Here is a 15,493-nt window from a genome sequence, read left to right on the forward strand (position 1 = left end):
CCACCCGCCACGAGGGCTATGCCGTCTCGCAGCGCTGCCGCGAGAAGATCGAGGAACCGTTCGGCTGGGCAAAGACGGTGGACGCAATGGCCCAGACACTCCATCGCGGCGTCGAGCGCGTCCGCGCCCGCTTCACCCTCACGATGGCCGCCTGCGACCTTGCGAGGCTCCCCAGGCTGCTCGCCGCCTGACAAGGAGGCACCCGGAACCGAGGCACCCGACCAACTGCCGGCTCGAAAGCACGCACAGCCGGGAAGCCGTTCTCGCAACACTGCTATTTCAGCAGCCTGTTAGGAACGGTAGCTCCAAGTCCTACAGCTTCATTTTATGCCATCGCCAACCTAGCGCGGTCGCGGGACCAAGGGCTCTATCCTGGCAAGGAGACCGGCCGTGGAGACGCCAAGGGCCGCAGTGATGTCCACGAACTCAACGACATCAATTCGTCGCTCTCCATTCTCATACTTGGCGACGAACGATTGCGGCTTGCCCAGCGCGTCCGCCAACTCGGCCTGTGTCAGTCCCTTGGCCTTACTCAGCACGCCTACGGATGGGCGTATCTCGTGCCGCCTCCGCGGTTCGATCCCGAGGGAGCACGCACGGGCCATATCGCCCGCTGGTCCGCACAGAGTGATGAATCGGATTTCCTGCGATCCTCGCCCAGCTACGCGGATTTTGCGCAGGCCGTGCGGCAAGCCGCAGTGACGCCATGGCAAGGCGTCTGGCTGGTTGGCCGGAACGACACCGGGCAGACGGCTTGAAGTCTCATTTCAAAACAGGACCCAGGCCATGAAACTCAGGGTCATACTCTCGCAGCAACGGGTTGCGTCCCAATCCGATGATATGGCGGTCCTCCGCGGACGGCTGCCCCTGTTTTCGAACGTGGCAACGATGGACGCAACACTGAAGGCATGTCACTCGGAACAAGAATGCTGGGCGATCGGTCAGTGGGAGAATTATCCTATAATATTCAGATGCATATGCGGATTTCTGAGTGCGGCGTGGCTCTCAACAGATTACATATCGTGATATTGCAACATCGCGATATTTACATTTCTAAATATATGTCTACTTTGTCAGCACCACTTCCGCACCAAAGGAGATGCACAGTGCTGATGCTAAACAAAACCGCAGCGACCTACGCTCCCGATGTTAGCTATGGTCATTTCATCGACAACCAATGGGTCGACGGCGAAAATGGCGAGACGATCGAGAGTAACAATCCCGCCAATGGCGCCTATCTGACGCGCACTCCGAACGGCACGGCCGCCGATGTCGATCGCGCCGTTCAGGCCGCTGTCCGCGCCTTCCAGACCTGGCGCAAAACCTCGGTGACCGATCGGGCGAATGCGCTCCTCAAGATCGCTGACCTATTCGAGGTCGATGCCGAACGCTTCGTCATTCTGGAGAGCATGGATGTCGGCAAGCCCGTCCGCGAAGCCCGGCTCGACGTGTCTCTGGCGATCGATCACTTCCGCTACTTCGCCGGCGTCATCCGCAGCCATTCGGACGAAGTGGCGATGATCGACGAGCAGACGATGAGCCTGACGATCAACGAACCGATCGGCGTCGTCGGGCAGGTCATTCCCTGGAACTTCCCCCTGCTGATGGCGGCCTGGAAGATCGCGCCGGCGATCGCGACGGGTAACACGGTGGTGATCAAGCCGTCCGAGATGACGCCGGTCACGATCCTCGAACTCGCCAAGATATTCGCGCAGGTCCTTCCGGCCGGCGTGGTCAACATCGTCTCGGGGACAGGCGCGGTGGTCGGCCAAGCGATCCTCGACCATCCGCAGGTCGCCAAGCTGGCCTTCACCGGCTCGACCCGCGTCGGCGGGGTGGTGGCGGAAGCCGCAGCCAAAAAACTCATCCCCGCGACGCTCGAATTGGGTGGCAAGTCCGCCAACATCATCTTCCCCGATGCCAACTGGGATCGCGCGGTGGAGGCTTCGGCGCTGGCGATCCTCTGGAACCAGGGTGAGGTCTGCGAGTCCGGCGCCCGACTGTTCGTCCATGAATCGATCTATGATCGCTTCGTCGGCGAACTGAAGGCGCGGTTCGAGAAGGTCCGCGTCGGCGATCCGCTTGATGAGAACACCCAGATGGGAGCGCAGGTCAGCCAAACCCAGACCGACCGCATCATGGGCTATATTAAGCTCGCCACCGAAGAAGGCGCTCGCATCCTGACCGGCGGCAACCGTTTGACCGGCGGAGACTATGACGCCGGTTTCTTCATCCAGCCGACGATCATCGTCGATGTCCGCAACGACATGTGTGTCGCCCAGGAAGAGATCTTCGGCCCGGTGGTCGTCGTGCTGCCGTTCAAGGACGAGGAAGAGGTCATCGCGCTGGCCAATGCGTCGGACTATGGGCTCGCCGGCGGCGTCTGGACCCAGGACATCAACCGCGCCATCCGCGTGGCGCGTGCGGTCGAAACCGGCCGCATGTGGATCAACACCTATCACGAGTTGCCCGCGCACGCCCCGTTCGGCGGCTACAAGAAGTCGGGCATCGGCCGTGAGACCCATAAGTCCATGCTGGAAGCATACAGCCAGAAGAAGAACATCATCGTGAGCCTCAACGAGGCGCCCTTCGGACTGTACTGAAATCCGATGGTTGCGAGGCATTTTCGCGCCTTGCACATCTACAAATCGCGATATTTAGGAGTAATGAAATGAAAAACTCGGTTCTTTTTGACAGCGTTGGACTAGGTCCGTACACCCTGAGGAATCGGATCGTCCTCCCGCCGCTCACGCGTTCGCGCAGCTCGCAGCCGGGAAATATTCCGAACGAGCTCATGGCCGCCTACTACCGTCAGCGCACCGGCGCCGGGTTCATGGTGACCGAAGGCACGCAGATCGAGCCTCGCGGCCAGGGCTATGCCTGGACGCCCGGCATCCACAGCCCGGAACAGATCGCGGGATGGCGCAAGGTGACCGACACGGTGCATGCCGAAGGCGGGATTATTTTCCTCCAGCTTTGGCATGTAGGCCGCGTCTCACATACCTCGTTGCAACCGGATGGGGCGGCGCCTGTCGCGCCGTCGGCGATCGCCGCGAACGCCGTCAAGGTGTTCATTGAAACTGGCCCCGGTGAAGGCGCATTGGCAGAGCCGTCAACTCCTCGCGCGCTGACCACAGCAGAGGTCAAGGAGTTGGTGCAACTCTATGCGCAGGCGGCACGCAATGCGCTCGAAGCCGGTTTCGATGGCGTCGAGATCCACTGCGCGAACGGCTATCTGGTGAACCAGTTCATCTCGGCCCACACCAATCGGCGCGACGACGAATATGGAGGCTCCCTGGAGAACCGCCTGAGGTTCCTGCGCGAAGTGACGCAAGCGGTCGCCGATGTCGTCGGCAAGGATCGGATGGGGGTGCGATTTGCGCCATTGTTCGCGACTACCCAGGAGGATCGCGTCTATCTCGGCCTAGTAGAGGACGATCCCCACGCGACCTACATCGAAGCTATCAAGGTTCTCGAAGACATCGGGATCGCCTACGTCTCGCTCGCCGAAGCCGACTGGGACAATGCGCCTGAACTGCCTGAGACATTCCGCGAGGATGTGCGGAAAAATTTCAACGGAAGGGTGCTCTATGCCGGCAAATATACCGCAGAGCGCGGCGTGCGGGTGATCGAGTCTGGCTGGGGCGACCTGATTGCATTCGGCCGTCCCTTTATCGCGAACCCTGATCTGCCCAAGCGCATCGCCAACAACTGGCCGCTGACCCCGGTAGATCCGGCAACCATGTATGGCGGCACCGACAAGGGCTACACCGACTATCGCACCTACCAGTCGTGAGCTTGCGAGCCGCGTCCGGACCTCTGGACGCGGCTCGCGCTTCCGCCTGCGGCCGCCGGGAACAAGATGGTGCGAACCGATGAATACGAACGTCAGCGATACCCTGAAGGCTCTGGATAACCCGACCCGCCTCGCAAACCTCGGCTGGTTGAAGAGCCCTCGCGAGAATTTTCCGGGGCAGGAAGTCGATCCCGAACAGGTCGGTGTTTGCGTGAGCGCCATCCAGGAACGGGTCGGCCTCTCCCAGTCGACGGTGCCCCGCGCACGCTGGCCGCGCGATCCCGATCTTCTGGCCCAGGTGGAGGCGAACTGGGATCCGGCCTTTGGCGACCGGCGGCAGGAGCTGGTGTTCATCGGGATCGATCTCGACCGGGCGGCGATCACCGCCGCGCTCGACGCCTGCCTTATCCCCGCGCTCGCCTTCACGCCGCGCCGCTGGGTGGGCATCCCCGATCCGTTCCCGCGTTGTGGAGCGGCTGCGTGAGCGGCGACCTCGGCCGGACCGGGCTCCGGCGTCGGCAGGGCTCCGGCGCGCCGATGGCCGATTACGACCGGCTGCCGCCCGACTTGCACGCCTGGCTCGCACAGGCCGCGCTGCCCTGGAGCCCGCGCTCGGTCGCCCGCGCCTTCGACCGGGCGCTCACGCGGCGACCGGGCGGCGGCGCTCGCCGAACTCGACCTGCTCCAGGAGGCAAGGCTCGCCAAGGCGCGGCTTTCTGCCCTGACCGGGAGGATCGCGTCATGACCGCGCTTCCCCGGCTCGCCACCGCGATGAACTCCAGCCCCGATCCGGAGGCGCTCCGGACCATCGGCCTGCCCGGCGTCGCGCTCGCATTCTGGAGGGCGGAGCCGCCCAAGGGGTTCCAGAGCTGGATCGAGGCGCTCCCCGCCGGGCAACTACCGAGCTTGGGCGCGCGCGTCCCGCGCGCCGCTCTCGCCGCCGCCTGCGACCGGGCGGGGACACCGGCCGGCCCGCCACCGCGATCACCTGATCGACCGCGCGGCCAGGCGCAGCTTGCGGGGCGTGGGACGTCGGTTTCACGCCGCATCGGCGCCCTCCCGCCGCACAAGATCGTGGAGGCCCCGGGCGAGGTCCTTCGCGGAGATGTCGCCGGTGATGGCCGACTGGACCACAAAACCGAGGATCATGGAGAGCAGCGCCTTCGCGACGTCACCGTCCCCGGCCGTTTTTGGGATTTCACCTGCGCGCTTCCAGTGCTCTACGATGTCGTCGAGCCGGGCGCGAAACGCCAGATAGTAGACCTGCATCGTCTCACGCAGATGCTCATTGCGCTGTGCCTCGCTCCAGCCAAGCAAGGCGACGCGCCGGAGGTCGTATCCCTCGCGTGAGGTGAAGTCCGTGACGGCTCCTGCGATATCCTCGACAAGGCGCGCGGGTGACGGCAGCGGCGCTGTGTTGAGAAGCGGTTCGACCCGCTCGCGAAGCCCCGTCAGGGAAGCCTTCACTGCGGCGAGAATCAGTTCCTCCTTGCTGGGAAAATAGGAATAGACGGCGCCTGCAGAGAGGTGTGATGCCGCGATGATGTCGCTCATCGTGGTGGCGTGCAGGCCCTGCTTCTGGAAGCAGGACCAGGCGGCTTCAAGGATCTGCATCTGGCGTGCGGCGCGCTTTTCGTCGGTTATCTTCGGCATGCCACACCTTAAAATGAATGTTCGTTCTTTACAAGAATACCACTATATGCAAAAAGAACGAATATTCGTTTTATAGAGAAAACCATGATCAAGGTCACGGCCATCGAGACCGGCAAGGCACGCATGAAGACGGCGCAGCGTACCGGACGCGACGAGCGTGGCCCTGTCGGTCGAAAAATCGACATCTTCCGCGATCCGAACTGGGTGGACCCGCTCCCCATCCTTTGCTTCCTGATCGAGCATCCGGAGGGACGCTTCCTCGTGGATACCGGCGATACGTGGCGCAATTCGGTGCCGGGCTATCTTCCGGGCTGGAATCCGTTCTACCGGCAGGTTTCGATCCGGGTTGCGCCGGAGGAGGAGATCGGCCCTCGCCTGCGCGACATGGGAATCGATCCCGCGCGCGACCTTTCGGCGGTGGTCCTCACCCATTTCCATCACGACCATACGGGTGGGCTCGATCATTTCCCGCACACCCGCATCATAGGCCCACGCGAGAACTACGCCGTGTCCACCGGCATCCGGGGCATGATGATGGGTTGCCTTCCCCAGCGCTGGCCCGTCTGGCTGGATCCGGAGCTGGTTGTGCCGGACGGCCCGGCAATCGGACCGTTCCCGGGGTCATGGCCACTCACGAACGATGGCCGGATTTCCTTGGTGCCCACACCCGGCCATGTGGCAGGACATTGCTCCGTGGTGGTTCAGGGCGATGATGTTGCCTATTTCATCGCCGGCGATGCCACTTATTTGCAGGACAATCTGCATGCCGAGCGCACCGACGGCGTCACGAACGACCCCGCGACGGCGCGGGCCACCCTGCGCGCGATAAAGACCTTTGCCACCCAGCAACCCACCCTCATACTACCGGCGCACGATCCCGATTGTGCCGTCAGGCTGGCGACGAAAGCCGTCTTCGCCTGATGTCTATGCGCAGCGATTTGAGACAAATACTCTGATAGGCGGGAGCGAATAACGGATTCGACTAGCCGCTGGGCAAGGTTGCCTTGGGCCGTGGAGGCAAGTCAAAGTCCGACATGTCCGGCGCCAGGATTGAACACCTGAAGGGCTTCACATGCCTGTGGCACGCAACCAGTCCGCGTATTCGGGCCGGGGTTGTTGCGTGGTTGACGGAGGAAAGACGCGAATGTCCCGCGCCTCGCTTGGGCTGAAGCCAAAGCGCAACCTGAAGGCACGGCTCATATGCGCCTGGCTTGCGAAGCCGTGGAGCTCTGCCAGCCGGCCGATATGAGGACGTTCGGCTGAGGCCATCAACACGGCGTGGATGCGCGCGAGCCTCTGATCCTGCACCACGGCTCCGATGCCGCCCCGGGTACGGAACAGCCGGTAGAGCGTGGCGCGCGACAGACCGAAGGCGCGGCAAAGCGCCTCCTGGCTCAGCTCCGGATCGCCGAGGTGGGCGTCGATGTGGGCGATGATCCGGCGGCGGAGCACGGTCTCCGCCGCCTCCTTCCCCTCCGCGCGCGACAGCGGCGTTCCGGAGGCCGTGGCGGCGACGAGTTGTAGCGTCGCCTCCGCCAGGAGGGAGGCAGTGTCCAGGGGTGCCTCACCGAGGCTCGCAGCAAGCGTTGTGAGATGCGTCTGAAGAAGCGGTAGAAGCGGCCCGGAGAGGAGGCGCCCATGCAGGGCGCGTGGCCGCCCCAGCAAGGTTTCGAATCGGGCGCGAGGCAGGAAGATCGCGATATGTTCGTTGGTCTCGGTCGCGTGCTGTCGGCTTGGCCTGGCGAGATCGGTGATAAGGATCTCGCCCGGGCGCAGCATGCGTCGTTCCTCGCCCGTCTCGAACCCGACGCCGCCACCCGAAACGACCAGGCTCAAACGGTATCCCGCAACGTCGGACCGGCGCAGCGCCGCCCCGGTCCGGTCACCCCTGAGAGGTGAATAATGGCCATGGGTCGCAATGACACCGTCCAGGTTCCACACGCTCGCCCGGATGGAGAAAGCCTCGCGTGGCTGCTCCTCGACCGGCGAAATCGCATGGTGCGGCGAGATCGCCGCCTCCCAGGCCGCGAATCGGTCCCGTGGCGCGAAGGCCGCGGTGTCGAAGTGCAGAGACGGGATTGTTCGGTGGGCGGGCTCGTCCATGGGGTCCGACTGGTCCGGGTTGGCTAGGCCCGGCCCTGGCCGAGGCACGTCGCGCGGCGGATCGGACTCTCGCAGAGGCAATCAGGCGATCCTAGCGCACGAATCGCGCGCGGGCATCCCTCTCGTTCGCGCCGCGTCGCGCGCGGAATGATGCGGTGAGGCAAAACTTCCACCCATGCTGAAACCTCCGTGCAAAGCCAGGGCGGTGCTTGACGAGTAAGATGCCACCATCGGGGACGGCGAGCGCCGTCCTCGCCACGGCCCGGCGAATGTCTCCTTCCGGCGACGGCCGCTGCGACGATCTTTTCCACGGCACCCAGCCTGGGGTGCGCGACCCCATGCACCCGGACGGATCACCGTACCGGAAGGGAGATGTCATGTCCGGAGCCTTCCCGTCTTTCCGCAACGAACGTCTGCCCGCGTCGTGGGGATCGCCGCGCGCGGCGGAGAGGGTGCTCCTCCTCTCGAGCACCGCGCTCGTCGCGGCCACCGCGCTGGCCGCGCCGGCCCTCGCGCAGAACTGCCAGGTGAACGGCAACAACTGCTACCTGCTCTCCACGGGCGAGAACGGCGCCGCCGCGCCGGCGAACGGCGGCAGGGGCGGCGACGGGCAGACGGACACGGGCTGGACCTGGGAGTTCGACAACTTGAACTATGTCGAGAGCGGCGGAAGCTCGCCGCTCAACGTGTCCACGACCGGCGGCAACGGCGCGCAAGGCTCGGACGGCCACACCGGCGGCGCCCCCGGCGGCAACGGTGGCGACGGCGGCGACGGCGGGGCGATCATCGTCACGGCTGGGCCGGGGACCAGCGGCACCATGAACGGCCCCGCGTCGGGCATGACGCTGAGCACGACCGGCGGCATCGGCGGCGGGGGCGCCTACGGGGAGCCCGACTATTTGGCGGGCACGAGCGGGACCGGCGGCGACGGCGGAACCATCACGGCGACCATCCAGGGCACCTGGCCGATCCCCCAGGGCAACGCGACCGGGCGTGCCATCGACATCTGGAGCCTCGGCGGCGCGGGCGGCCAGGGGCGCGAGTGGACCACCGGACAGGACAGCGACGCGCCGAACGGCGGCACCGGCGGCAACGGCCAGGAGGTGGATGTGACGCTCGGCGGCACGTTCCAGTCCTGGCGTGACGGCGTCCGGATCCAGAGCAACGGCGGCGCCGGCGGCGAGGGCGGCGACGACAAGGGCGCCGGTCAGGGGGGCGACGGCGGCAGGGGCGGCAACGGCGGCGCGGTGGTGGTGACGGTCGACGCGGGCGCCTCGATCGAGCAGCGGACATCCCAGGATGCCGGGCTCTGGCTCGTCTCGAGCGGGGGTATCGGCGGCGAGGGTGGACCGGGCACGGATGGTGGCCATGGCGGCCAGGGCGGAAACGGCAATGACCTGACGCTGACGCTGAACGGCGGGCAGATCATCGCCACTGGTGTGACCGGCTCACCGGGCATCCTTGCCCAGTCGATCGGCGGCGGCGGCGGCGGCGGCGGTTCGGCCTCCCACTTCGTGATCGGGCCGCAGGGCGGGCCGGGCGGAATTGGCGGGTCGCCCGGCGATGTCACCATCACCGGCGGCAATGCCAACATCAGGTCGGGAAACCAGAGCGTGACCGACCCGACCGCGGCCAATATGGCGCCCGCGGTCCTGGCGCAATCCATCGGTGGCGGCGGCGGGGGCGGCGGCGAGAGCGGCGGCTGGTTCGCCGTGGGCGGGTCGGGCGGCGCCGCGGTGTCCGGCCAGACGGCGAGCATCAGCCTCTCGAACAGCATCGTCACCGCCTACAGCAACAACTCGGACGGGATCGTGGCCCAGTCGATCGGCGGCGGCGGCGGCAAGGGCGCCGACGTGCTCGGCACGGGCGTTGGCCTGAACATGGTGATCGGCGGCACCGCCGGCGCCGGAGGCGACGGCGGCCTCGCCCTGGTGAACAGCGGTGACGGCAACGCCATCTACACGACCGGCGCGCATTCCCACGGCGTGGTGGCGCAGTCGATCGGCGGCGGCGGCGGCATGGGGGGTGCGGCCTACAGCAAGGCGGTATCGGCCGTCTTCGGCGCCTCCATGTCGGTGGGCGGAAGCGGCGGCGCAGGCGGCGGCGGGGGACAGGTCCAGCTGATGACCGACGAGAGCGGCGCGCAGCTCGCCACCAACTCGGGCGGCATCCGCACCTTCGGCTCGGACAGCCACGGCATCCTCTTGCAGTCGATCGGCGGCGGCGGCGGGATCGGCGGCGCCTCCACCGCGGCGGCGAAGGTCTATGGCGGGGACGACGTGCCCTCCATCGCGCTGACCATGGCGCTCGGCGGCTCGGGCGGCGCGGGCGGCGGCGCCGACACCGTCACCGGCCTCAACACCGGCCTCATCCAGACGGCGGGGGCCGGCGCGGCCGGCATGATGGGCCAATCGATCGGCGGCGGCGGCGGCACCGGGGGTGACGCCAGCTCCACGGCCACGGCCTCGGGCCTCAATTCCGACACCCAGCCCGAATATGCGATCACCGCCTCCTTCGCCTTCGGGGGCAAGGGCGGTATCGCCGGCCGGGGCGGCACCAGCGACATCACCAACAGCGGCTTCATCCTCACCACGGGCGAGAGCGGCGATGGCATGCTCTCGCAGTCGATCGGCGGCGGCGGCGGCTCGGGCGGGGCGGGTGACGCCAAGGCCAGCCCCTCGGGCGCCAACACCATAACGCTGGTGGCGGGCTTCGGCGGCAAGGGCGACAACGGCGGCGACGGCCATCTCGCCCAGGCCACCAACCGGGGCACGATCATCACGCTGGGCGACGGGGCGCTCGGCGTGGCTGCCCAGTCGATCGGCGGCGGCGGCGGGCGCGGCGGCGGCGCGGCGGCCTCCACCTCCGGCACCTACACGGCCACGCTGACCCTGGGCGGCAGCGGCGCCACGGCCGGCAGCAGCGAGCAGCTCGACGCCAACGGCTACCAGGTTCCCGTCGCGGTGGTGGAGAACGCAGCCCATGCGACCATCGTCACCTACGGCGCCGATGCGAACGGCCTGGTTGCGCAGTCGATCGGCGGCGGCGGCGGCTCGGGCGGCAAGGGGGGCACCAGCCTCGCCACCAAGACCTCTTCGGGCGATGGCGGCACGGGGGACAGCACCACGGTGCAGAACGTCATCACCGGCATCCAGACCAATGTCTCGACCAACGGCATGAGCTGGCTCGATCAGTACGGCAGCGTCGGCGGCGCGGTGAACCTCGTCAACCAGGTCATCGGCAACGACGGTATCGCCGTAGGCGACGACGACGATCCCACCGAGGCGCTGGACGATGCCACGCAGGAGAAGGGCGAGACCGACGACGACAACGATTCCCAGAGCATCGCGCTGGTGCTCGGCATCGGCGGCAGCGCCGGCTCGGGCGGCAACGCGGGGTTCGTCACCGCCACCAACGCGGGCGACATCGCGACCATGGGCCACCATGCGGACGCGATCCTCGCGCAATCCATCGGCGGCGGCGGCGGCAAGGGCGGCTCCGCCTCCACCGCCGCGTCGAACGACTATAACGGCTTGCTGGCCGTGGGCGGTTCCGGGGGGCTCGGCGGCTATTCCGGCACCGTGCAGGTGACGAATTCCGGCACGCTCCATACCACCGGCGCGCTGGCCGCGGGGATCGTCGCGCAATCCGTCTCCGGCGGCGGCGGGGTGGGTGGCGCGTCGGGCAGCTCCGTCACCTCGAACAGCAAGAACAACGGCGACGACGATGCCGACGACGGCCTCTTCAGATCGCTCGCCGTCTCGCTCGGCGGCGACGGCGGCGGCAGCTACAGCTCCGGCCAGGCCATGGTGGAATCGAGCGGGGCGATCGTGACGCTGGCCCATGACGCGACCGGCATCGTCGCGCAGTCGATCGCGGGCGGTGGCGGGATCCTCAAGACGCTCGCCACCGATCTGGAGGGCGCGGGCGGCTCGGCCAGCGCCACAGGCACCGAACACACGCTCGCCTTCCACTTCGGAGGCGAAAAGGGCAATGGCGTCGGCTCCGGCTATGGCTCGGGCTACGTCGGCGTGACCACCGAGACCGGCGGCAGCATCGAGACCCATGGCGACAACAGCTACGGCATCCTCGCGCAGTCGATCTCCGGCGGCGGCGGCGTGGCGCTCGGCGGCAAGCTCTGGGGCAACACGGTCGGCGATTTCTTCGGCAGCGGCACGACCACGGGCTCGGTCATCGACGACGGCAAGAACGACCAGAACGACTGGCCGGCCAACAGCGGTCTCTACGTCAACGTCGGCGATGCGATCACCACCCACGGCGCCGGCGGGATCGGCGTCGTGGCGCAGTCGATCGGCGGCGGCGGCGGTCTGGCCGGCGACACCGGATCGAGCGGCGCCACATACTACGAGGCCTTCTCCGGCGGCAGCACCGGGCAGTTCTCCGGCAACGGCGGCTTTGTCGGCGTGACGCTGGAGGCAGGCGGCTCGATCACCACCAAGGGCACGAATGCGCCCGGCATCTTCGCCCAGTCGATCGGCGGCGGCGGCGGGCGGGTCACCACCGACAGCGCCTCCTATGTCGGCACGGCCGGCGGAGCGGGCCAGGGCCACGAGGTCGTGGTCACCGTGCAGGGCTCGATCACCACCCTGAATCAGGGCTCGGCCGGGGTTATCGCCCAGAGCGACGGCGATGCGAGCTCCGAGAGCCCCGTAACCGTGACCATCGCCGATACCGGCTCGATCAGCGTCGGCACGGACGAGATCCCGACCTCGGACTATGGGCTTTCCGCCGGCGTCTACGTCGCCAACGGCAGCAGCATCGTGAACACGCCGAACCAGGTGATCAACAACGGCATGGTAAAGACCTACGGCTCGAACACGAACTCCATCGCCGTCTACAGCACCGGCGGCTATACGGCGGTTCTCAATACCGGCACGATGTGGGGCGACGTGCTGCTGAACAATGGCGGCGGAACCGGCTGCTTCACCAACACCGGCACCTTCATGGCCGGCAACGCGGTGACGGTCGGGGCCTGCGGGATGGTGAACAGCGGAACGATCGAGGGCGGCCGCGTCGAGGGCGTGGCCAGCGACCTCACCATCACCGGGGACTATCGCGGCACCGGCCGGCTGGTGCTCGACGCCGACTTTGCGACCGGCGAGGCGGATCGCCTCGTGGTAGAGGGTGACGCGGAAATCGGAGACACCATCGTCATCCGCCCCTCGGTCATGCGCCAGGGCGTGGCGGAGATCGCCCGGGCCGAGGGTACGCTCTCGCTCGGAGGGACGGCGAAGGCCGCGCCGGCCGCGCTCTTCGCCTATGATCTGGCCGCGAAGGATGGTTCGCTCGAGGCGGCGCCGCGCGCGACCTTCGTGGAGACGTCGGCGGGGTTCGGCGACAACAGGCAGGCCGTGGCGCAGCATCTCCAGGCGCTCTGGGATGGAGGCGTGCGATTCGATGACGGCTTCACCGAGCTCGCCTCAGTCGAAGCGACGGACGTGCCGGAGACCCTCGACGCGCTCTCGGGCCAGGCGCTCGGACTGATCGGCGCAACACGCTACCAGGCCAGCCTCGGTTTCGTCGACTCGATCTGGTCGGGCTGCGATGCGACGCCGGACGGCCGCTGCGCGTGGGGCGGCTGGACCGGCACCCGAAGCACGATGGATACAAGCTCCGACGCCAAGGGGTACGAGACGCGCTCGAACGGCTTCCGGCTTGGCTACGGAGGGGCGCTTTTGGAGACCACGACGATCGGGTTCGCCGTCGGCTACGAGAATCTCTCGGCCGATGATCGCGACGGGCTGGGTTCGGTCGACGGCGACAGCGCGCAGATCGCGGCCTATGGCACCTGGGAGCAGGGCCCTTGGCGTTTCGGTGCCGCAGCGGAGCTCGGTTACGGCTGGTTCGACACATCGCGGACCATCGCGCTTGCCGGGCTGTCCGACGAGGCGACGGGCTCGACCAACGCCTGGCAGGCGGGGCTGCATGGCCGGGCGGCGTGGCACAGGAATTTCACGCAGGGCTGGATCGAGCCGCGACTGGACCTCAGCCTCATCCATGTCGCGACCTCGGCCTTCACCGAGGCGGGGTCGAGCCCCTTCAACCTCGCTGTCGACAGCGCCTCGGACACGGTGCTGGTGGCGACGCCGGCCATCGCGGGGGGGGCAGAGTTCGGCCTGAAGGACGGCTCGCGGCTGACGGTGTTCGGGAGCATGGGCTATGCGCTGATGTCCGATGACGCCTGGTCCCCCACGGCGCATTTGGCGGATGGCACGGAGGGCTTCTCCTCCGCCACGCCGCTACCGGATCGGCTATGGAAACTCGGCCTCGGCGCCGAGCTGGTTACAGTCGGCAAGATCACCCTTTCCGCCAGCTACCACGGCGACCTGGGTCAGGACTACAGCAGCCACGCCGCCGTGCTGCGGCTGGACTACAGGTTCTGAAACAAGATACTTCGGGGCTGAGGAGAGGAGCAGATGGCTCGCTCCTCCCTCACGACGGGGGCGGGGGTATCCATGGCGCGACGGGGCCTCCGGAAGCCCGGGAATAAACCAGTATGGGTCGTCCCAGAACTGCCCTGCGTGATCGTGTTGGCCGGCGGGCATCGCCACTTTGTTTTCTTCGATGAGGACTGGTCCGATCGCCAGCCCGCCCGATGGCCGCTTCCTTGGCGGGCGAGCGCTTCGGACCGGATCGTGCTCACACGGCTCGGCGCCGCGCGGAGCGACTTCCGCTGGCGGCTGGCGGAGCCGCGTCGCGGCGCGAGAAGCGCTCGGGAGATTGCGGGGAAAGAGCAGCAGGCCACAGGGAGATCGTACTTGGATGATCTGAGCGCCGCAGGTACCGCCGCGATCCTCGCCCTTCGCCTGACCGGCCGGCTGCTACCCGAACCTGAGATCCGGGGCGAATACGACGGAGGCACCTTTATCTTCACTCTGAACCGCCCCGGGTCTACCGGAGGCGTTTTGTTTGGGTCCTACGCCGCCACGGCAGGTGTCTTCAGGTCGGCGTAGTAGTTTGCTTCGGCCTCGGCTGGCGGGATGCTCCCGATCGGCTCGAGGAGACGGCGCTCGTTGAACCAGTGGACCCATTCGAGCGTGGCGAACTCCACGGCTTCGAAGGATCGCCAAGGCCCTCGGCGGTGAATGACCTCGGTCTTGAAGAGGCCGATCACGGTTTCGGCGAGCGCATTATCATAGGAATCGCCGACGCTGCCCACGGAGGGCTCGATCCCGGCCTCGGCGAGACGCTCGGTATAGCGAATGCTGACATATTGCGATCCTGGGTCGGAGTGGCAGACAAGGCGGCTACCGTCGAAGGGGTGGCGCTGGTGCAACGCCTGATCGAGGGCGTCGAGCACGAATTCCGCCGTGGCGACGCGCGACACGCGCCAGCCGACTATCCGTCGGGCGAAAGCGTCGATGACGAAGGCGACATAGACGAAGCCGCCCCAGGTCGCGACGTAGGTGAGATACTGTCGGCGAATTGAAGTTCGATGTGCTCAGGCGCAGGATCATCTGCTTTCAGCGAGCAGGCAGGGTCAGCGATGAGCCTTCACCCAGAGCCGATCGGCCCTATTCCGGCCGATACCGCGCGTATCGCCCGCGCGTCGTTTCCCAAGGGAACGGTTGTCATGCGGCTGCGTGACGAGTTCGACGTGCTGTATGAAGACGCGGATTTCGCCGCCTTTTACCCTGCGCGCGGCCAGCCGGGCCTGGCGCCATGGCGTTTGGCGCTCGTCACGTTGTTCCAATTCCTAGAGCGCTTGAGCTACCGGCAGGCCGCCGATGCGGTGCGGGCGAGGATCGACTGGAAGTACGCGCTCGGGCTCGAATTGACCGATCCCGGCTTTCACTTCAGCGTACTGACGGAGTTCCGTGCCCGTCTCGTCGCCGGCGGCGCCGAGCACCTGCTTCTTGATCGCATGCTTGAGCGCTTCAAGGCGCGTGGCCTCGTCCGGGCACGCGGTAGGCAGCGCAC

General features: G+C 66.9%; 9 protein-coding genes and 3 pseudogenes. 8 read left to right on the forward strand and 4 right to left on the reverse strand.

Annotated elements, in window-relative coordinates:
- Positions 1–191, forward strand: a pseudogene (locus VYI76_RS15680) (IS5/IS1182 family transposase); the annotation flags it as partial.
- Between the two features lie 150 nt (positions 192–341).
- Here VYI76_RS15680 and VYI76_RS16855 read toward each other — a convergent pair.
- Entirely contained in the window at positions 342–605 is a 264-nt protein-coding gene (locus VYI76_RS16855) for a helix-turn-helix domain-containing protein (protein WP_443018981.1), read from the reverse strand.
- 321 nt (positions 606–926) lie between these two features.
- Between VYI76_RS16855 and VYI76_RS15685 the strand changes: the two genes are divergently transcribed.
- From VYI76_RS15685 to VYI76_RS16860, 4 genes and pseudogenes are all read left to right on the forward strand, one after another.
- Complete coding sequence (locus VYI76_RS15685) at positions 927–2,603, forward strand: aldehyde dehydrogenase family protein (RefSeq protein WP_326525753.1); 1,677 nt, start codon at positions 927–929, stop codon at positions 2,601–2,603.
- 68 nt (positions 2,604–2,671) lie between these two features.
- Positions 2,672–3,796: an alkene reductase gene (locus VYI76_RS15690; RefSeq protein ID WP_326525754.1), complete on the forward strand. Its 1,125-nt coding sequence runs from the start codon at positions 2,672–2,674 to the stop codon at positions 3,794–3,796.
- Between the two features lie 79 nt (positions 3,797–3,875).
- On the forward strand, positions 3,876–4,280 hold the full coding sequence (locus tag VYI76_RS15695; RefSeq protein ID WP_326525755.1) for a GTP-binding protein: 405 nt from the start codon (positions 3,876–3,878) through the stop codon (positions 4,278–4,280).
- Positions 4,277–4,732 (forward strand): annotated as a pseudogene (locus tag VYI76_RS16860) (DUF6525 family protein); the annotation flags it as partial. The gene VYI76_RS15695 and the pseudogene VYI76_RS16860, both read left to right, overlap by 4 nt.
- Positions 4,733–4,834: 102 nt before the next feature.
- Here VYI76_RS16860 and VYI76_RS15700 read toward each other — a convergent pair.
- Positions 4,835–5,449 (reverse strand): TetR/AcrR family transcriptional regulator, encoded by a 615-nt coding sequence (locus VYI76_RS15700; protein WP_326525756.1) that lies wholly within the window; start codon positions 5,447–5,449, stop codon positions 4,835–4,837.
- Between the two features lie 84 nt (positions 5,450–5,533).
- Here VYI76_RS15700 and VYI76_RS15705 point away from each other — a divergent pair, with 84 nt between their 5' ends.
- Positions 5,534–6,370 (forward strand): N-acyl homoserine lactonase family protein, encoded by an 837-nt coding sequence (locus VYI76_RS15705; protein WP_326525757.1) that lies wholly within the window; start codon positions 5,534–5,536, stop codon positions 6,368–6,370.
- Between the two features lie 147 nt (positions 6,371–6,517).
- On the opposite strand, the gene VYI76_RS15710 is transcribed toward VYI76_RS15705, so the two are convergent.
- The gene (locus tag VYI76_RS15710) at positions 6,518–7,552 is read right to left on the reverse strand and encodes a helix-turn-helix domain-containing protein (protein WP_326525758.1); all 1,035 of its coding nucleotides are present in this window, start codon (positions 7,550–7,552) and stop codon (positions 6,518–6,520) included.
- Between the two features lie 377 nt (positions 7,553–7,929).
- Here VYI76_RS15710 and VYI76_RS15715 point away from each other — a divergent pair, with 377 nt between their 5' ends.
- Positions 7,930–13,956, forward strand: a complete 6,027-nt coding sequence (locus tag VYI76_RS15715; RefSeq protein ID WP_326525759.1) for a hypothetical protein — start codon at positions 7,930–7,932, stop codon at positions 13,954–13,956.
- A 533-nt stretch (positions 13,957–14,489) separates the two neighbouring features.
- Here VYI76_RS15715 and VYI76_RS15720 read toward each other — a convergent pair.
- Positions 14,490–14,981 (reverse strand): annotated as a pseudogene (locus VYI76_RS15720) (IS3 family transposase); the annotation flags it as partial.
- Positions 14,982–15,059: 78 nt separating this feature from the next.
- On the opposite strand from VYI76_RS15720, the gene VYI76_RS15725 reads away from it, so the two are divergent.
- The coding region (locus VYI76_RS15725; protein WP_326525760.1) for a transposase at positions 15,060–15,493 on the forward strand (434 nt) is incomplete at its 3' end.

It is taken from the genome of Sphingomonas sp., assembly GCF_035910975.1.
GTDB lineage: Bacteria > Pseudomonadota > Alphaproteobacteria > Sphingomonadales > Sphingomonadaceae > Sphingomonas.

Coding starts and splice junctions, on each gene's coding strand:
- VYI76_RS16855 (WP_443018981.1), bottom strand. CDS start 605: ATGGCCCGTGCGTGCTCCCTCGGGATCGAACCGCGGAGGCGGCACGAG.
- VYI76_RS15685 (WP_326525753.1), top strand. CDS start 927: ATGCTGGGCGATCGGTCAGTGGGAGAATTATCCTATAATATTCAGATG.
- VYI76_RS15690 (WP_326525754.1), top strand. CDS start 2,672: ATGAAAAACTCGGTTCTTTTTGACAGCGTTGGACTAGGTCCGTACACC.
- VYI76_RS15695 (WP_326525755.1), top strand. CDS start 3,876: ATGAATACGAACGTCAGCGATACCCTGAAGGCTCTGGATAACCCGACC.
- VYI76_RS15700 (WP_326525756.1), bottom strand. CDS start 5,449: ATGCCGAAGATAACCGACGAAAAGCGCGCCGCACGCCAGATGCAGATC.
- VYI76_RS15705 (WP_326525757.1), top strand. CDS start 5,534: ATGATCAAGGTCACGGCCATCGAGACCGGCAAGGCACGCATGAAGACG.
- VYI76_RS15710 (WP_326525758.1), bottom strand. CDS start 7,552: ATGGACGAGCCCGCCCACCGAACAATCCCGTCTCTGCACTTCGACACC.
- VYI76_RS15715 (WP_326525759.1), top strand. CDS start 7,930: ATGTCCGGAGCCTTCCCGTCTTTCCGCAACGAACGTCTGCCCGCGTCG.